This window comes from Paracoccus sp. 08, assembly GCF_024105395.1.
Classification (GTDB): Bacteria; Pseudomonadota; Alphaproteobacteria; order Rhodobacterales; family Rhodobacteraceae; genus Paracoccus; species Paracoccus marcusii.
Genome location: NZ_WEKR01000014.1, coordinates 1 through 18,031, shown reverse-complemented (window position 1 = coordinate 18,031; position 18,031 = coordinate 1). Strand labels below are relative to the sequence as shown.

The following is an 18,031-nucleotide window of genomic DNA, read 5'->3' as shown; positions in this document are numbered from 1 at the left end:
GGGCCTCGTTGATGGATGATGGGGCAAACGCCTGCAGGCGCGCCGGGGTTCAACCGCGCGGGTGCGCGGCGCGATAGACGGCCATCAGCCGCGCGTCGTCCACCCCGGTATAGACCTGGGTGGTCGACAGGCTGGCATGGCCCAAAAGTTCCTGGATCGTGCGCAGATCGCCGCCCGCGGACAGAAGATGCGTGGCAAAGCTGTGGCGCAGGGCATGGGGCGTCGCGCTGGCCGGCAGGCCGATGGCCGCGCGGGCCTGGCGCATCGCGCCCTCGACCGCGCTGGCGGTCAGGCGGCCGCCGCGGATGCCGCGAAACAGCGGCGCGTCGGTGCGGTGCCCCCAGGGGCACAGGCGCAGATAGGCCGCGATCGCGTCGCGGGCCACCGGCAGGACCGGCACCTGCCGTTCGCGCCCGCCCTTGCCGCGGATGATCAGCCCTTCCGGAAAGGGCCAGTCCGTACCCTCCAGCGCCAGCGCCTCGGAGATGCGCAGCCCCGACCCCCACAGCAGGGTCAGCACCGCCAGGTCGCGCGCGCCCACCCAGGGGGTTGCGTGATCGGCCACGCGGTCCAGCGTGTCCTGGGCCTGCAGGGGGGTCAACGGGCGCGGCAGGCTGCGGCTGTATTTCGGGCTGCGGGTCGACAGGGCGGCGGACAGGTCCAGCCCCTCGCGGTCCGAGATCCAGCGCAGGAACGACCGCACCCCGGACATGCGCCGCGCCAGCGACCGCGCGCCCAGACCCCGGCCGCGTTCGGACGCCGCGAATGCGCGCATGTCGGCCTGGCGCAGGCGGGCCAGGGCCGCGGGGGGGACGGGTTCGCCCCAATGGGCCGCGATGAACTGCAGGAACGCGACCAGATCGGCGCGGTATGCGGTCACCGTATGGTCGGACCGGTCGCGGGCCGCGGCTTCGGTTTCCAGCCAGCGGTGCAGGGCGTCGGCCGTGGCCGGGGCCATCATCCGGGCAACCGGGCCAGCAGGGCCATGCGGAACACCTGGCCGAAGAACCGAAGCAGGTCGGTGCCATGCGCGGGCATGAACCGCGTCGGATCGCTGCTGCCCATCAGCAGCACCGTGCGCGGCCGCGCCGGACCCAGGTCCAGCGGCAGCAACGCCTCGGACGCGATGGTGCGGCCATGCAGGGGGCGGGTCACCACCAGGGCCGCGCGCAGCACGATGTCGTCGCCGCGCGGCGCCCGCCGCCCGGCGGTCAGGATGCGGTCGATGGTGCCGTGGGGGACCGCCACCGCATCGCGCGGCAGGTCCAGGGCAGGATCGTCCTCGACCACCAGGCGCAGCGTCTCGATGCGCAGCAAGGGGGCGATGTTGGTCTGCAGGGCGGCGATGAAGTCGGCCAGGTCGGCCGTCTCCAGGAGGCCCAGGACGGCACGGTGGATCACCGCCATGCCGGACTGGTTGTCATAGGCGGCGGCGATCACGCTTTCATGCGTGGATTCCAGACGATCCAGCCGGGTCTCCAGCGCCTGCATCGCGCGACCGCGGATGTCGATGACGTTGTCGCCGACCTCGGCCTCGCGTGCGGCGACCAGGGCCCGCATCAGGTCCCGGTCGGCCAGGATCGCGCCCGGATCGGCCAGCAGCCGGTCGCGGGTTTCAGGGTCCAGCGCGTCGGTCATGCGGGTCTCTCCGGGGGGCGCGGATCAGAGGATCTTCTGGCCGGTCTGGGCCCAGTCCGCGTTGAACTGTGCCAGACCCTTGTCGGTCAGGATGTGGTTCGCCATCGACTTGATGACCGAGGGCGGCGCGGTGATCACGTCGGCGCCGATCTTGGCCGCGTCCACGATGTGGTTCACCGTGCGGATCGATGCCGCCAGGATCTCGGTCTCGTAGCCGTAGTTGTCATAGATCTCGCGGATGTCGGCGATCAGGTCCATGCCGTCCAGGTGGATGTCGTCCAGGCGCCCGATGAACGGGCTGATGAAGGTCGCGCCCGCCTTGGCGGCCAGGATCGCCTGGGCCGGGCTGAAGCACAGTGTGACGTTCAGCTTGTGGCCCTCGTCCGACAGCACGCGGCAGGCCTTGAGGCCGTCCCAGGTCAGCGGCACCTTGATGCAGACGTTCGGCGCGATCTTGGCCAGGTGGCGGCCTTCGGCGATCATGTCGTCGGCCTTCTCGGCCACGACCTCGGCGCTGACGGGACCCTCGACCATGGCGCAGATCTCGGCCGTGACCTCGGCGATGGCGCGGCCCGACTTCAGGATCAGCGACGGGTTGGTGGTGACGCCATCGACCATGCCCAGGTCGTTCAGCTCCTTGATCGCGGCGATATCGGCGGTGTCGACAAAGAATTTCATGGCGCGTCTCCTCAGGGTGCGTTTGTCTCCTCAGGGTGCGTTTGTCTGGGTGATACTGCAGATGGGGGCGGGCGGGAAGGGGCACAACCCATGCGGGGGCTTGCAACCGGCGCGCGGCCCCGTCTTTATCGCGCCATCATGACCCCGCCCGAATTCTTTCCCCCCCGCGCCCGCATCGCGGTGCTGACCGCCGAGACGGTCGGCGTGCTGGACTATCTGGCACCCGACGAGGGCGTGCGCCAGGGACAGCTGGTGCTGGTGCCCCTGGGGCCGCGCCGGGTGCTTGGGCTGGTCTGGGGGCCGGGCAAGGGCGATTTCGACCTGGCCAAGCTGCGCGCCGTGGCCCGCATGCTGGACGCACAGCCCTTCGATGCGCGGTTCCTGGATTTCCTGACGCGGGCGGCGGAATACACGCTGACGCCGCTGCCGCTGATGCTGCGCATGGCCACCCGCGCGCCCGACATCGACCAGCCGCCCGCCGCGCGGCGGATCATCGTGCCGGGCACCGGCCAGCCCGGCCGCGCGACCGAGGCGCGCGCGCGCGTCCTGCAGGTCATGGCCGATCACGGCGGGGCCAGCTTCGCGGCCTCGGAACTGGCGCAGCTGGCGGGGGTGGGCACGTCGGTGGTCAAGGGCTTGGTCGCCAGCGGCGCCCTGGCCGAGATCGAGGCGCCCCGCGACACCCCCTATCCCCTGCTGGACCCCACGCGGCCGGGCAAGCCCCTGGCCCCCGATCAGCAGGCGGCCTCCGACACGCTGCGCGCCGCGATCCGGGCGGGCGGTTACGGCACCACGCTGCTGCGCGGGGTCACCGGCTCGGGCAAGACCGAGGTCTATCTGGAGGCCGTGGCGGAATGCCTGGCACAGGGGCGGCAGGCGCTGGTCCTTCTGCCCGAGATCGCGCTGTCCGCCGAGTTCCTGGACCGGGTCGAGGCGCGCTTCGGCGCGCGGCCCGGCGAATGGCACAGCGGCATCACCCGCACCGAACGCCGCCGGCTGTGGCACATGGCCGGGCGCGGGCAGGTCGGGCTGGTCGTCGGCGCGCGGTCGGCGCTGTTCCTGCCCTTTGCCGATCTGGGCCTGATCGTCGTCGATGAGGAGCATGACGGCAGCTACAAGCAGGAGGATGTCGTCTATTACAGCGCCCGCGACATGGCGGTGCTGCGCGCCTCGATCAACCGGGCGCAGGTGGTGCTGGCCTCGGCCACGCCCTCCCTGGAAAGCTGGGTGAACGCCGCGACCGGGAAATACGCGCGCCTCGACCTGCGGTCCCGCTATGGCGAGGCCGAGCTGCCGCGGATGGCCGCCATCGACCTGCGCGCCGAGGCGATGGAGCAGGGGCGCTGGATCTCTCCGACGCTGGCGCAGGCGGTGACCGACCGGCTGGCCAAGGGGGAACAGTCGCTGATCTTCCTGAACCGGCGCGGGTTTGCGCCGGTCACCGTCTGCCGCGCCTGCGGCGAGCAGATCGGCTGTCATCAATGCGATGCGCGGATGGTGGAACACCGCTTCCAGAACCGCCTGGTCTGCCACCAATGCGGGGAGACGCGGCCCATCCCCACCGCCTGCCCCAGCTGCGGGGTCGAGGGCAAGCTCGCCCCCATCGGTCCCGGCGTCGAGCGCATCGCCGAGGAGGTGGCAGTGCGGTTCCCCGAGGCCAAGGCCACCGTGCTGTCCTCGGACCTGTTCCACTCCGCCCGCGCGCTCAAGGAGACCATCGCCCAGATCTCGGAGGGCGACACGGACATCATCATCGGCACCCAGATCGTGGCCAAGGGGCACAACTTTCCCCGCCTGACGCTGGTCGGCGTGGTCGACGCCGATCTGGGCCTTCAGGGCGCCGACCTGCGCGCGGCCGAGCGCAGCTTTCAGCTGATGCGCCAGGTGGCGGGCCGGGCCGGGCGGCAGTCGGGGGCCGCACCGGGTGTGGCGCTGCTGCAGACCCACCAGCCCGACCACGCGGTGATCCGCGCCATCCTGTCGGGCCAGGACGAGACGTTCTGGGATGCCGAGGCCGCGGGCCGCCAGGCGGCGGGCATGCCGCCCTTCGGCAGGCTGGCGGGGATCATCCTGTCCCATCCGGACCTGGGCACGGTTGCCGATTTCGCGCGCCATCTGGCCGGTCTGGCCACCCCCCTGGTCGAGGTCGGGGCCGAACTGTGGGGCCCGGCGCCTGCGCCCATCGCGCGGGTGCGGGGACGCCACCGCATGCGCATGCTGATCCGCGCGCCGCGTCAGGCGCCGCTGCAGGCGGCGATCGCCGATTGGCTGGCGGGGGTCAAGCTGCCCACGAACATGCGCCTGTCCGTGGACATCGACCCGCAAAGCTTTCTGTGATCAGTTCTTCAGGACGATGCAGCGCCCGCCAAGCGACTTGAACCGGTTGCAGAACCGCGTGGCCTCGTCGCGCGACGAATAGCCGACCTGCGCGGTGAAGACGGCGCGCGGCATGCTGTTCAGCCGCTTGCGGACATAGCCCACCCGCGCCCCGTCGGTCAGGATCGGCCGCAGGGTGCGGTTCAGCCGCGCGACCTGCTGGGCCGCGCCCGCCTGGCTGGGATGGCTGGCCACGACCACGCCCCAAGGCATCGCCGGGGGCTGGGTGTTGAACTCGCGCAGCGACCGGTCGCCGGCCATCCGTTCGCAGGCCGGGCGAAAGGCCTGGTCGTCGGCCAGGGCCAGCTTGACCTCCTGCTGGGGCGGGGGGTTGTCGCGCCAGCGATGCGCGCTGAACCCGGTGATCGATTCGACATAGTCGACCGTCTCATAGGGCAGGGTCGTGGCCTGCGCGATGAACCGCGCAGCGCGGTTCTCTCCACCGTTATAGGCGACGGCGGCCAGACCGATATTGCCGAACCGGTCGCGCAGCTGGCCCAGATACCACGCGGCCTTGGAAATGGCCTGGGCCGGGTTGAACGGATCGTCCAGCCAATACAGATCGGCCGTGCCCGGCATGAACTGCGCGATGCCAAGCGCACCCGCCGGGCTGACGGCAGAGGGTTCGAACCGGCTCTCCTTCCACAGCAGGCGCGCCAGGAAGGCCGGGTCCAGCCCGTGATCGGCAGCATTGCGCTCGATCAGCTTGCAGACATCCGCGGCATAGCTGTCGCGCGCGATGCAGTCGCGCCCGTCATCGCTGCAGCGCAGGTCTTCGGATGTGCGGGGCGGGGGCAGGCCGTGGGCGGCGTCGATGGCGGGGCGCGCGGACAGGGGCGCGGCCACGCAGAACAGCGCCACGACGGCGGCACCAAGATGTCTGGAAAGGGTCATCATCGCGACGGGCCGTTCATCCGCCCGCGCCCGGTGCGCGGGCGGACGATCACTTGGACTTCTTCGACTTGGATTTCTTGGCAGGCTTGGCCTCGGCCGACTTGGCCTTTGCGGGCTTGTCCTTGGCGGGCTTGGCGCTTTTGCGCGCGGCCTTGGCCTCGGGGGTCTCGGCCTGACGTTCGGCCTTGCGGGCGGCGCGGCGCGCGGTCTTGGCGGCCTCCTTCTCGGCGGCCTTGGCGGCTTTGGCCTCGGCCTTCTGGGCCTGCTTGGCGGCCTGGCGCTCCGCCTTGCGCGCGGTCTTGGCGGCCTCCTTCTCGGCGGCCTTGGCGGCATCCTTCTGGGCCTTGCGGGCCGCCTGCTTGGCGGATTTCTGCGCCTTGTCGTCGCTTGCAGTCGCGGCCTCTGCCACAGCGTCGGCCGGGGCGGGCGCGGCCTTTGCGCCGCGCTTGGGAATGCGGTGCGGTTCCGTCCGCAGGTCCGTCTTGCGCGTCTCGGCGGACTTGCGGTCGGCGGGGGTGCGCGGCACGGTCGCCTGCTTGCGCTTGGCGGTCGCGGGCTTGGCACCGGCAGGTTTGGCCGCCGCCTTGGCCGCCGCCGGCACGGCGGAGGGGGTGCCGGGCGCGGCAAGGCGGCGCTTGCGGCGTTCCATGTCGGCCCGGCGCAGGGCCGCGCGCAGCATCTCGGCCGGGGCCGGGTCGCCCTCGGCGGTCGTCGCCTCGGCCCGCGCGGCGCGCAGCGCATCGATCAGCGTCAGCAACGCCGCATCGTCCAGCGCCCCAAGCGCGGGATGGCGGCTCTGTTCGGCCAGCGTCAGTTGATCGGGGTTGAGCAGTTCCTGTTCGCGCTTGGCATAATTCGGCATTCGCGGGACCCTTGGCGGACGGATGATGTGTTCGGCAGGACTGTGCGCAGGAATCGGCGCATTTGCAATTGGAAAGGGCCCCGGTCGCAACCGGAGCCCCCTGATCTTTTCGCAGGCGTGGCCGCCCCGTTACCGCGAGGGCACGGCGCTTTCGACTGGCGAGACGAAGCCCGCATCCGTGGCGAACGGATCGCTGACCAGCGACGGCTGGACCGAGGTCGCGGCCGGAACCGCCGTCATTGCGGCATAGGGATCGGTGAACCCCGTCGGCACGGCAGATTCGACCGGCGCGGATGCGACCACCGCGGTCTGCGTCGGCGCGGCTGCGACTTGCGCGGTCGCGGCCGGGTCGGCCGTCGGCTGCACCGCGGCGGCGGGCACGACATAGCCTTCGGGCGTTTCCTGCATCGGGCCTTCCATCGCGACGCTTTCGGCCTGCGAACGGACGATCACCTCGGTTCCTGTGGGAATCTGTTCGAACAGGTCGATGACGTCCTGGTTGAACATCCGGATGCAGCCCGCCGACGTGGCCTTGCCGATGGACGAGGGGTCCAGCGTGCCGTGGATGCGGTAATAGGTGTCGACGCTGCCCTGGTACAGATACAGCGCGCGCGACCCCAGGGGGTTCTGCATGCCGCCGGGCAGGCCGCCCGCGAACTGGCCGTAAAGCTGGGGTTCGGTCCGCAGCATGTTGTCGGTCGGGCGCCAGCTGGGCCAGGCCGCCTTGCGCGCGATCGTGGCGCGACCTTCGAAGGTCAGGCCCGCGCGCCCCMCCGCCACGCCGTACCGCATCGCCTGGCCGCCGGGCTGCACGTGATAGAGGACGCGCGCATAGGGGTCGACGACAATGGTGCCGGGGGCCTCGGTGCCGTTATAGGGCACCAGCTGGCGGGTGTTGCGGTCGTTCAGATAGGCAGCGCGGACGGCCGCGATGGGAATCGGCTCTCCATCCGGGCCGCGGTCGGTGCGGGCCTTGTAGATCTCGGGGATCTCGACCGGCTGCTGGGCGGTGGGGGTCGTGGTCTCTTGCGAGGGACCGCAGGCCGCCAGCCCCAGGGCCAGCGCCGCGAAAAGGGAAGCGAGGCGCATCGTTGCTTGTTCCTTGTTCATCGTCGGTCGCGCCGGCAGAGGCGGTTCCGAGGCAGCATCTGTTCTGTTGCGCCGCAGGGCGGGCGCGATTCGCATGTTCTTCCATGAGGCCGCCCGCCGATCCGCGTCAACCCCGAGCCACCCTCCACGGGGTCCGTGCCGCGTCTGCGCCCGATCTCTGTGGCGCTACGGCGTCAGGTGGATCACCTTTATGCGCCTAATGAACAACTTGGCGTGTCTTCGGGTTTCATGTGCAGGCGAAAACTTTGCGGCGATCGGGCGGGCCTCGACGTTGCGGGTTCGCGGGTGCCCGCCTAGGCTGACCGCGATGCCCGCCGCAGGAAAGGCCGATCCGTGACCCCTTCGACAGACCCCACCACCGTCCCCGCCCGGACCGGCGCGCTGGCGCCGCTGGGCTATCGCGACTTTCGCCTGCTGTGGAGCGCGACGCTGGTGTCGAATTTCGGCGGCCTGGTGCAGGCCGTGGGCGCGGCCTGGCTGATGACCCAGCTGACCGACAGCGCCACGCTGATCGCGCTGGTGCAGGCCTCGAACACGCTGCCGATCATGCTGCTGGCGATCGGGGCGGGGGCGCTGGCCGACATCTTTGACCGCAAGACGCTGCTGATGGGCGCGCTCATCTTCATGGCGGTAGTGTCGCTGGCCTTGGCCGCGGTGGCCTGGACGGGGGGGCTGACGCCGTGGCTGCTGCTGGGCTTCACCTTCCTGCTTGGGGCGGGGCAGGCGGTTTATAACCCGCCCTGGCAGGCCAGCATGGGCGATCTGGTCGACCGGAAGGACCTGCCCGCGGCGGTCAGCCTGAACTCGGTGGGCTTCAACCTGATGCGCAGCGTGGGGCCCGCGGCGGGCGGCCTGATCGTGGCCACACTGGGCGCGTCGGCTGCCTTTGCGGTCAACGCCATCAGCTATCTGCCGCTGCTGGGGGCGATGTCGCAATGGAAGCCCAAGCTGGCGCCGCGCGTCACCACGCCAGAGCCGTTCATGGCCGCGATGGGGGCTGGCCTGCGCTATGTCGCGCTGTCGCCGAACCTGCTGCGGGTGATGTCGCGCGGCGCGCTCTTCGGCTTTGCCGCCATCGCCGTGCTGGCGCTGCTGCCGCTGGTCGCCAAGAGCCACCCTGAGGGGGGGTCGCTGCTGTTTGGCGGCCTGCTGGGATGCTATGGCGTCGGCGCGATCGGCGGGGCGCTGCTGAACCCCCGCATCCGCGCCCGGCTGAACAACGAGAACGTCGTGCGCATGGCCTTTGCGGGCTTTGCGCTCTCGGCCTTGGTCCTGGGCCAGACGCAGTCGGTCTGGCTGCACGCGGCGGCGATGCTGCCTGCGGGGGCGTCCTGGGTGCTGGCGCTGTCGCTGTTCAACGTGACGGTGCAGCTGTCCACGCCGCGCTGGGTCGTGGCCCGCGCGTTGGCGCTGTACCAGATGGCGACCTTCGGCGGCATGGCGGCGGGCGCCTGGATCTGGGGCATGGTGGCGGGCACGCAGGGCCTGGATGCGGCGCTGACGGCCGCCGGGGGCGTGCTGCTGCTGGGGGCCGTTATCGGGTTCTGGCTGCGGGCGCCCGAATTCGGGGCGGTCGATCTGGACCCGGTGAACCGCTTCCGCGAGCCCGCGCTGATGCTGGACCTGCGGGGGCGGTCGGGGCCGATCATGGTGATGGTCGATTACCGCATCGATCAGCCCGACGTGCCCGAATTCCTGCGCCTGATGCAGCGGCGGCGCAACATCCGCAGGCGGGACGGGGCGCGCAACTGGTCGCTGCTGCGCGATCTGGAACATCCCGACCAGTGGAGCGAAAGCTATCACATCGCGACCTGGGACGAATATGTCCGCCACAACCTGCGCCGCACCAAGTCGGATGCCGAGGTCGCGGTGGCCCTGCGCGCGCTGCACAAGGGCGACACCGACCCGCTGGTCCACCGCATGATCGAGCGTCACACTGTCGGTCCCCAGGACGACGTACCCCTGGTGGGCAAGATCGAGATCCCCTGACGGATCGTTTCCCCCTCGCCCGCACGCGCGGGTTGTGCCAGATCTGGGGCGACCCGTGGCACGAAAGGGCCGGCCGATGATCAGACTTGTCCTGTTCCTGGCGCTGATGCTGCCCGCCGCGGTGCAGGCCGGGCCTTGGCCGCGCGAGGCCGGGCGGACCTTCCTGTCGCTGTCGGGGGAACGCAATCGCGCGGACAGCAGCTATGCCTCGGCCTATGCCGAATACGGGCTGACGCCGCGCACCACGCTGGGGATGGAACTGGGCCGCGCCGACCAGGCGGAGACCAGCGCCATCCTGTGGCTGCAACGCGCGCTGGACGACGGTCAGGGGCCAAACCGCTTTGCGATGCAATCGGGCGCGGGGGTGATCCGGCGGGACGACCTTGCCCTGCCGGTGGTCCAGGGCGCGCTGTCCTGGGGCCGCGGTTTCGACCGGGGCTGGATCACCGCGCAGGTGCTGGCCAAGATGACCGGCAGCGCGCCGGACCCGCGCGCGCCCATGCGCCCGTCCTTTGCCGCCAGCTTCCTGACCGCCGAACGGGTGATCAAGACCGACGTGACCCTGGGCCTGCGTCCGCGCGACGGGCTGATGGTCATCAACAGCCTGTGGCTGGAGCACCCCCAGGACGAGGAATATTCCGCCCGTCTGATGTCGTCGCTGGTCTTCGACGTGCCCGGCCCGGTCAAGGTGGAACTGGGCATGGTCAATCCCCTGTCCGGCCCGTCCGAACAGGCCGTCCGGCTGGGCACCTGGCTGGAGTTCTGAAACCTACAGCCGGTCGCGCCAGCGGTTCACCAGCGGATAGCGGCGGTCCAGCCAGAAGGCGCGGGTCGAGATGCGCGGCCCCGGTGCGGCCTGATATCGCTTCCATTCGCTGACATAGAGCAGCTTTTCCACCTGCCGCACCGTGTCCGCATCGAACCCCCGCGCCACCAGATCGGCCAGCGACAGGTCCTGTTCCACCAGCCCGTCCAGGATCGCGTCCAGTACCTCATAGGGCGGCAGGCTGTCGTCGTCGCGCTGATCGGGGCGCAGTTCGGCCGAGGGCGGCTTGGTGATGATCCGCTGGGGGATCACCTCTCCGGGCGCGCCCATCATCCAGTCGCGATGGTTGGCATTCCGCCAGCGGCAGGTTTCGAACACCCGCGTCTTGTAGAGGTCCTTGATCGGGTTATAGCCGCCCGCCATGTCGCCATAGATGGTGGCATAGCCCACCGCGACCTCGGACTTGTTGCCTGTGGTCAGCAGCATTTCGTTGAACTTGTTGGACAGCGCCATCAGCATCACGCCGCGTAGGCGGGACTGGATGTTCTCCTCGGTGATGTCTGGGCTCGTGCCCTCCATCAGATGCGCCAGCGCATCCCCCACCGCGTCGCGCGCCCCGTCGATGCGCACGGTGTCCAGCCGCGCGCCAAGCCGCGTCGCGCAATCGGCCGCATCCTCCAGGCTGGCTTGGGAGGTGTATTCCGACGGCAGCATCACGCAGCGCACGTTTTCCGGCCCGATCGCGTCGCAGGCGATGGTGGCGACCAGCGCGCTGTCGATGCCCCCCGACATGCCCAGCAGCACGCGGCGGAATCCCGACTTGCGCAGATAGTCGCGCAGGCCCAGCATCATCGCGTGGTAATCCTGCTCCCACGCGTCGGGCTGGGGCGCCATCAGGCCCGGTTCGGCCTGCCAGCCATCGGGGCCGTGGGTAAAGTCGACATGCACCACCGCCTCCTGGAAGGCGGGCAGCTGCAAGACCTTGTGGCCGCCGGGGTTCAGCACGAAGCTTGCCCCGTCATAAAGCTGGTCGTCCTGGCCGCCGACCATGTTCACATAGACCAGGGGCAGGCCCGTTTCGACCACGCGGCCGACCATGTGGCCCATGCGCAGGTCCAGCTTGTCGCGGTGATAGGGGCTGCCGTTCGGCACGACCAGGATCTCGGCCCCGGTCTCGGCCAGCGTCTCGGCCACGTCCGGGTACCAGCTGTCCTCGCAGATCGGGCTGCCGATGCGGGCCGCGCCCACCGGATAGGGGCCGCTGATCGGGCCGCTGTCGAACAGGCGCAATTCGTCGAACAACTGCTTGTAGGGCAGGTGATGCTTCAGCACGCGCGCCACCAGCGCCCCGTCCCGGAACACCCACCACGCGTTGTAAAGACGGCCGCCGTCGCGCCACGGCCCGCCGATGCCGATGGCGGGGCCGCCCGTCAGCGACGTGCCAAGCGCCATGATCGCATCCTCGGCCTGGGCGGTGAAGGCGGGCTTCAGCACCAGGTCCTGGGTCTGGTATCCGGTGATGAACATCTCTGGCAGGGCCAGCATGTCGGCGCCTGCATCGCGCGCCTGTTCCCAGGCATCGCGCGCGCGGGCGGCATTGCCGTCCAGGTCGCCCACGGTGGCGTTCAGCTGCCCGATGGTCAGGCGGAAACGGTCGGTCATCACGGGCACCCCGGTTGTGTGGCCCCTTGGATAGAGGATCGCCCGGCCAAGGAAAAGTCGGCCTTTGCGCATGGGTGCCTTCCGGGGTAAACCTGCGGCAAAACACCGTAAGGGGCGACAGGCGATGAAAGCGGCAATCGGAACGGCCTTGGCATTGGCGATCTGGGCAGGCCCTGCGGCCGCCCAGGTCATCACCAAGCAGTACGACGATGGCGGCGTCTACGAAGGCACTTTCCGCAACGGGCTGCAGCACGGCCAGGGCAGCTATGTCCTGCCCAACGGCTATCGCTACGAGGGGGACTGGGTCGAGGGCCAGATCATGGGCCAGGGCCGCGCCGCGTTTCCCAACGGGTCCGTCTATGAGGGCCAGTTCGCGGGCGGCAAGCCGCATGGCCAGGGCAAGATCACCTATGCCGACGGCGGCACCTACGAAGGCGCCTGGGCCGAGGGAGAGATCACCGGGCAGGGCGTCGCCCGCTATGCCAACGGGTCCGTCTACGAGGGCCAGTTCGTCAGCGGCCTGCATCAGGGGCAGGGCGTGCTGACCCAGGCCAACGGCTATCGCTACGAGGGCGACTGGAACGCCGGCGTCAAGGAGGGGCAGGGCAAGATCACCTATCCCGACGGCGCCACCTACGAGGGCGCGATGCTGGCCGGCCAGCGCGCGGGCCAGGGCAAGCTGGTGATGTCGGACGGGCTGACCTACGAAGGGGTCTGGGCAGCGGGTCAGATGTCCGGGTCGGGGGTTCTGGTCCAGCCGACGGGCGACCGGTACGAGGGCCAGATGCAGGGCGGGCGTCGGCAGGGCAAGGGTGTCGCGACCTATGCCAACGGCGACGTCTATGACGGCGATTTCGCCGATGACCGCCGCCACGGCCAGGGCACGTTCACCGGTGCGGACGGCTACGTCTATGTCGGCGAATGGTCCGAAGGCCGCATGGAGGGCCGCGGCCAGATCACCTATCCCGACGGGTCGGTCTATCTGGGCCAGATGCGCGCCGACCGGCCCGACGGCACCGGCAAGATCACCTATGCCGACGGCTCGACCTATGAGGGCCAGTGGTCCGAGGGCGTGATCGAGGGCGAGGGCAAGGCCAGCTATGCCAACGGCATGGTCTATGAGGGGGGCTTTCGCAACGCGCGCAACGACGGGCAGGGGCGCATGTCCTATCCTGACGGCTATGTCTATTCCGGCGCCTGGAAGGACGGCCAGCGACACGGCGAGGGGCAGGCCACCTATCCCGACGGCACGGTCTATACCGGCAGCTTCGTGGACGGGCTGCGCGAGGGCCAGGGCCGCCTGACCACGCCCGACGGGTTCATCTACGAAGGCGGCTGGAAGGCGGGAGAGATCGACGGCACCGGCGTCGCGACCTATGGCAACGGCGACCGGTACGAGGGCACCTTTGCCGCGGGCAAGCGCCAGGGGCAGGGCGTCATGCGCTATGCCACCGGCCAGATCGCGTCGGGCGAATGGCAGGACAACCGCCTGATCGAGGCCGACCAGGGATCGACCGAAATGGCCCCCACCGAAGACGCGCCCGACCTGCCGGCCGAGGCCCCGTGACCGCGTTCCGCCGCGCCACCGCGGCCGACCTGCCCGCGATCCTTGCCCTGCTGGCCGACGATCAGTTGGGCGCCGGGCGAGAGGACCTGGCGGATGCCGCGCGGTATCGTGCGGCCTTCGATCTCATCGACGCCGATCCGGCGCAGATGCTGGCCGTGGCGCAGGACGGGGACCGGGTGGTCGGCACCCTGCAACTGACCTTCATCCCGGGGCTGGCCCGCGGCGGCGCGCTGCGTGGCCAGATCGAGGCGGTGCGCGTCGCCCGCAGCCATCGCGGCGCGGGCCTGGGCCGGGCGATGATGGACTGGGCCATCGCGGAATGCCGGGCGCGGGGTTGCGCGCTGGTGCAGCTGACGACGGACCGGTCGCGCACGGATGCGCACCGGTTCTATGACGGGCTGGGGTTCGTCCCGTCGCATGTCGGATACAAGCTGGCGCTGGACTAGCGGGCGTCGTCGTTCGAAAACAGGCCGGTCAGCGCGCGGCTGACCAGGTTTCCGACCTTGGGCCGGGGCTGCGACAGGAACGGCAGCGGGCGGCAGACCTCCATCGCGGCGATGCCCACGCGGGCGGTCAGTGCGCCGTTCACCAAACCTTCGCCGAAACGGCGCGACAGCTTGGCCAGGATGCCGCCCCCCGCCATCGTGTGGATCAGGTCGTCCCCGGCCGCCACCGCGCCCGTGGCGATCAGATGCGTCATCACCGTCCGCGCCAGGCGCCAGCCGCCGACGGCMCCGGCGCGCCCGCCATAGATCTCGGCCATGCGGCGGATCATGCGCAGGTTCGCGGCCAGGGCGGCCGCCACGTCGGCCAGGGCCAGCGGGACCAGCGCGGTCGTCGCGGCGACCGTCCGGGCGGCGGCCTCGATCTCGCGGCGCGCCTGCTGGTCCAGCCCGGCCAGCAGCTCTGTCTCGGCCAGGGTCAGCAGGGCCTGGGCGTCAAAGGTTTCGGCCCGGCGGTCGGCCAGGCGCTGACGCTGCCACTCCATCTCGGGGCGCTTGGCATAGAGGGCGACCAGGCCGTCGGCAACCGCCTTGGCCTGATCCAGGCTCTCGGCGGCCAAGGCGGCGCCGGCCTGCCGCTGCAGCGCGTCGATCCTGGCCATCCGCCGCCATGCCCGCCATTCCCGCAGCGCCATCCCCAGGGCCGCGATGGTGAAGACCGCGAACAGCGTGACGGCGATCCAGCCCAGCAGCGGATAGCGGGTCATCAGCCCGTCAATGAAATCCAGCGCCATCACGCCCAGAAGGAAGGTGAACAGCGCCGCCCCGGCATTGATGAACAACCGCGTCAGACGCGATGGTGGGCGCCCGACCAGCCGGGCCACCATCTGCATGGTGCGCGGCTGGGGCAGCGGGGCGTCGCTGATGTCGATGACAGGGGCATCGGCGGGGCTTGGGGCGTCGTCCGCGCGGGTTTCCGTGCGGGGCGGCCGCGGCCGGGTGCCGGTATCGTCGTCCAGGGGCATCAGGACCGGACCGCGCGGGCGTTTGGGGGCGTCGGTCACAGGCGGTCTCCGATCAGGAATTCGGCGGCGCGGTCCAGCCGGATGTGGGGCGGGCCGTCGCCCGGACGCGTGGTCAGGGGGGCGGGGGCAAAGTTCATGATCGCGTAATCGGCATCCAGCCACGCCTGCGCGCCCTGCCGCGCGGGATGCAGCAGCACCGCGGGGTCGGTGGGCAGTTCGCCCGGAAAGAACGCGGCCTGCCGCCCGTCCAGCAGGCGTCCGCGCACGGCGGGCAGGTCGCCGTCGGGCTGGGCGATCATGTCCTCGGTCGTGGCGCGCAGGGCGGCGATGGCCATCGCCTCGGTCCGGGCGCCCTGGAAATCGGCGCGGTCGCGGGCCTCGCGCAGCATGGCGGACAGGATCGCGGTCAGGCGGTTGTGCTGGGTGTGATGCAGGTGGTCGGCCTTGGTCGCGGCGAACAGGATGCGTTCGACCCGCCGCGTGCCCAGAAGCTGGCCCAGCCAGCCTGCGCGGCCGGGGCGGAAGGCCGACAGGATGTCGGCCATGGCGCGGCGCATGTCCTCGACCGCCTGGGGGCCCTGATGGATCGCGCCCAGGATGTCGACCAGCACCACCTGGCGGTCGATGCGGGCAAAGTGGTCGCGAAAGAAGGGCCGGATCACCCGCGACTTGTAGGCATCGAACCGGCGGCGGAATTCGCGGCCAAGCCGCGTGGCCTGCAGGTCGGGCGGCAGGGGCGCAAAGGTCAGGGCGGGCGATCCCGCCAGCTCTCCGGGGATCAGGAACCGGCCGGGCGTGCAGTCCGACCAACCCGCGTCGCGCGCCGCGTTCAGATGCGCGGTATAGATGTCGGCCAGCTGCTGGGCCTGCGGTTCGGTGAAGCCGTCATCGCGGGGCAGCGCCTGCAGCGCGGTCAGGAACCGGTCGGCGCCGGGGCGGCCCGCGATGCGGTCCAGCACCTCGGTCGACCATTGCGCAAAGTCGCGTTCCATCAGGCGCAGGTCCAGCAGCCATTCGCCGGGATAATCGACGATGTCCACATGCAGGTTGCGCGCGCCGCGCAGCCCCCCGAACATGCCGCCGCCCTGCAGGCGCAGCGACAGGCGCAGCTGGCTGACGTGACGCGTGCCGTCGGGCCAGTGCGGATCGGGGCCCGTCAGCGCGGCCAGGTGGCGTTCGAAGTCGAAGCGGGGGATGGTGTCGTCGGGCTGGGGCTGCAACCACACCGCCTTGAGCCGCCCGTCCGCGGCGGCGCGCAGCGACGACATGCGCCCGCGTTCCAGAAGGTTCGCCACCAGCGAGGTGATGAACACCGTCTTGCCGGCCCGCGACAGGCCCGTCACGCCGATGCGGATCACCGGATCGGACAGGCCCAGCCCCTCCATCACGTCGCTGCGGATACCCATGTCTGCCCCTGTTCGTTTCGCGACACCCAACGCCGCGGGTGCAAGATAGGTCCGCGGAGGCGCGATGTGTAGCGGCGCGATTGTGCCCGGTGCCCCGGCGGCGCTAGAAGGCGGGCATGACGGATGCCCTGCCCATCGACGACGCCCTGCCTGCGCTGTGCGCGGCGATMCGCAGCCACGGCCGCGCGGTGCTGGTGGCCCCGCCCGGCGCGGGCAAGACGACGCGGGTGCCGCTGGCGCTGATGGATCAGGTCGCGGGCCGCATCCTGATGCTGGAGCCGCGCCGCCTGGCCGCGCGCGCCGCGGCCGAGCGCCTGGCGCAGTCCCTGGGCGAGGCCGTGGGCGGGCGGGTCGGATACCGGATGCGCGGGGAATCGGTTCGGGGCAGCCGCATCGAAGTGGTGACCGAGGGCATCCTGACGCGGATGATCCAGACCGATCCCGCGCTGGAGGGCGTGGGCTGCGTGATCTTCGACGAGTTCCACGAGCGCAGCCTGAACGCCGATCTGGGGCTGGCCCTGGTCTGGGAGGCGCGGGGCGCCCTGCGCGAGGATCTGGTGGTGCTGGTGATGTCCGCCACCTTGGACGCGGGGCCGGTGGCGGCAATGCTGGACGACGCACCCGTGGTGACGTCCGAGGGGCGGGCCTTTCCGGTCGAGACGCGCTGGCTGGACCGGCCCCTGCCCGCGGGCGGGCGGTTGGCGGATGATGCCGCGCGTCTGATCGCAAGGGCCCATGACGAGACGCGCGAGACGGGCGGCACGATCCTGGCCTTTCTCCCCGGAGAGGGAGAGATCCGCCGCGTGACGGCGGCCCTGTCGGGGACGGGCTGCGAGGTGCTGCCCCTGTATGGCGCGCTGCCGGCCGCGGCGCAGCGCGCGGCGCTGGCCCCGCCGGGAGCCGTGCGGCGGATCATTCTGGCGACGGCCATCGCCGAGACCTCGCTGACGATCCCCGGCGTGCGGGTCGTGGTGGATGCGGGGCGCGCACGCCGGGCGCGGTTCGATCCGGGCAGCGGCATGTCGCGGCTTGTGACCGAGCGGGTCAGCCGCGCCGAGGCCGAGCAGCGGCGCGGCCGGGCGGGGCGGGTGGCACCGGGCATCTGCTATCGTATGTGGGCACGGGCCGAGGAGGGGGCGCTGCCGGCTTTCGCGCCACCCGAGATCGTCGTGGCCGACCTGACCGGGCTGGCGCTGGAACTGGCCGTCTGGGGGGCGGGGGCCGCCGATCTGGCGTTCCTGACGCCGCCGCCGGACGCCGCGCTGACCGAGGCGCGGGCGCTGCTGGCCGATCTGGGCGCGCTGGATGCGGAGGGGCGGATCACAGCGCATGGCCGGGKGCTGGCACGGCTGCCGCTGCATCCGCGTCTGGCGCATATGCTGGCGCTGGCGGGCCCCGCTGCCGCCGATCTGGCGGCGCTGCTGTCGGACCGAGATCCGCTGCGCGGGGCGGGGGCCGATCTGGAGCATCGGCTGCGCGCGATCCGCGATCCGGGTACGCGTGCGGTATTCGAGGTGAACCGGCAGGGCATCGAGAGGATCAGGGCCGAGGCCAAGCGGTTGCGGCGGCTGGTTGCGTCCCGCGACGGCGGGGGGGACGATGTCCCCCCCGCACC

15 protein-coding genes are annotated in these 18,031 nt (G+C 71.0%); 6 read left to right on the top strand and 9 right to left on the bottom strand.

The window, feature by feature from the left end; all coding sequences use genetic code 11:
* Positions 1-49: 49 nt before the first annotated feature.
* The 3 genes from GBO37_RS06570 to fsa are packed head-to-tail and all read right to left on the bottom strand — an operon-like array spanning position 50 to position 2,316.
* Positions 50-961 (bottom strand): tyrosine recombinase XerC, encoded by a 912-nt coding sequence (locus GBO37_RS06570; RefSeq protein WP_252927970.1) that lies wholly within the window; start codon positions 959-961, stop codon positions 50-52.
* Positions 958-1,638 (bottom strand): DUF484 family protein, encoded by a 681-nt coding sequence (locus GBO37_RS06565; protein WP_252927968.1) that lies wholly within the window; start codon positions 1,636-1,638, stop codon positions 958-960. Before GBO37_RS06565 ends, GBO37_RS06570 begins: the two co-directional genes overlap by 4 nt.
* Positions 1,639-1,662: 24 nt before the next feature.
* Positions 1,663-2,316, bottom strand: coding sequence for a fructose-6-phosphate aldolase (gene fsa / locus GBO37_RS06560; RefSeq protein WP_046000760.1), 654 nt, complete (start codon positions 2,314-2,316; stop codon positions 1,663-1,665).
* Positions 2,317-2,454: 138 nt separating this feature from the next.
* On the opposite strand from fsa, the gene GBO37_RS06555 reads away from it, so the two are divergent.
* Complete coding sequence (locus GBO37_RS06555; RefSeq protein ID WP_252928065.1) at positions 2,455-4,653, top strand: primosomal protein N'; 2,199 nt, start codon at positions 2,455-2,457, stop codon at positions 4,651-4,653.
* Here GBO37_RS06555 and GBO37_RS06550 read toward each other — a convergent pair whose 3' ends face one another.
* From GBO37_RS06550 to GBO37_RS06540, 3 genes are all read right to left on the bottom strand, one after another.
* Positions 4,654-5,589, bottom strand: coding sequence for a lytic transglycosylase domain-containing protein (locus GBO37_RS06550; RefSeq protein ID WP_240542485.1), 936 nt, complete (start codon positions 5,587-5,589; stop codon positions 4,654-4,656).
* Between the two features lie 46 nt (positions 5,590-5,635).
* A complete protein-coding gene (locus tag GBO37_RS06545) occupies positions 5,636-6,448 on the bottom strand; it encodes a hypothetical protein (RefSeq protein WP_252927966.1) in 813 nt (270 codons plus the stop codon).
* A 129-nt stretch (positions 6,449-6,577) separates the two neighbouring features.
* A complete protein-coding gene (locus tag GBO37_RS06540) occupies positions 6,578-7,537 on the bottom strand; it encodes a L,D-transpeptidase (RefSeq protein ID WP_252927963.1) in 960 nt (319 codons plus the stop codon).
* Positions 7,538-7,891: 354 nt separating this feature from the next.
* Here GBO37_RS06540 and GBO37_RS06535 point away from each other — a divergent pair, with 354 nt between their 5' ends.
* Together GBO37_RS06535 and GBO37_RS06530 are read left to right on the top strand one after the other, a co-directional pair.
* The gene (locus tag GBO37_RS06535; protein WP_371927507.1) at positions 7,892-9,547 is read left to right on the top strand and encodes an MFS transporter; all 1,656 of its coding nucleotides are present in this window, start codon (positions 7,892-7,894) and stop codon (positions 9,545-9,547) included.
* A 76-nt stretch (positions 9,548-9,623) separates the two neighbouring features.
* Positions 9,624-10,313, top strand: coding sequence for a hypothetical protein (locus GBO37_RS06530; protein ID WP_252927961.1), 690 nt, complete (start codon positions 9,624-9,626; stop codon positions 10,311-10,313).
* A gap of 3 nt (positions 10,314-10,316) precedes the next feature.
* On the opposite strand, the gene GBO37_RS06525 is transcribed toward GBO37_RS06530, so the two are convergent.
* On the bottom strand, positions 10,317-11,975 hold the full coding sequence (locus tag GBO37_RS06525; protein WP_252927959.1) for an NAD+ synthase: 1,659 nt from the start codon (positions 11,973-11,975) through the stop codon (positions 10,317-10,319).
* Between the two features lie 124 nt (positions 11,976-12,099).
* On the opposite strand from GBO37_RS06525, the gene GBO37_RS06520 reads away from it, so the two are divergent.
* Positions 12,100-13,542, top strand: coding sequence for an MORN repeat-containing protein (locus tag GBO37_RS06520; protein WP_252927957.1), 1,443 nt, complete (start codon positions 12,100-12,102; stop codon positions 13,540-13,542).
* Positions 13,539-13,988: a GNAT family N-acetyltransferase gene (locus GBO37_RS06515; protein ID WP_240542486.1), complete on the top strand. Its 450-nt coding sequence runs from the start codon at positions 13,539-13,541 to the stop codon at positions 13,986-13,988. The genes GBO37_RS06520 and GBO37_RS06515 overlap by 4 nt, the downstream gene beginning before the upstream one ends.
* Here the strand turns inward: GBO37_RS06515 and GBO37_RS06510 are convergent.
* Both GBO37_RS06510 and GBO37_RS06505 read right to left on the bottom strand, forming a co-directional pair.
* The gene (locus GBO37_RS06510; protein ID WP_127897759.1) at positions 13,985-15,049 is read right to left on the bottom strand and encodes a YcjF family protein; all 1,065 of its coding nucleotides are present in this window, start codon (positions 15,047-15,049) and stop codon (positions 13,985-13,987) included. The genes GBO37_RS06515 and GBO37_RS06510 overlap by 4 nt on opposite strands.
* A complete protein-coding gene (locus GBO37_RS06505; protein ID WP_046000766.1) occupies positions 15,046-16,416 on the bottom strand; it encodes a YcjX family protein in 1,371 nt (456 codons plus the stop codon). Before GBO37_RS06505 ends, GBO37_RS06510 begins: the two co-directional genes overlap by 4 nt.
* Before the next feature lie 116 nt (positions 16,417-16,532).
* On the opposite strand from GBO37_RS06505, the gene hrpB reads away from it, so the two are divergent.
* A partial coding sequence (gene hrpB / locus GBO37_RS06500) for an ATP-dependent helicase HrpB (protein WP_252927954.1) occupies positions 16,533-18,031 on the top strand: 1,499 nt, incomplete at its 3' end.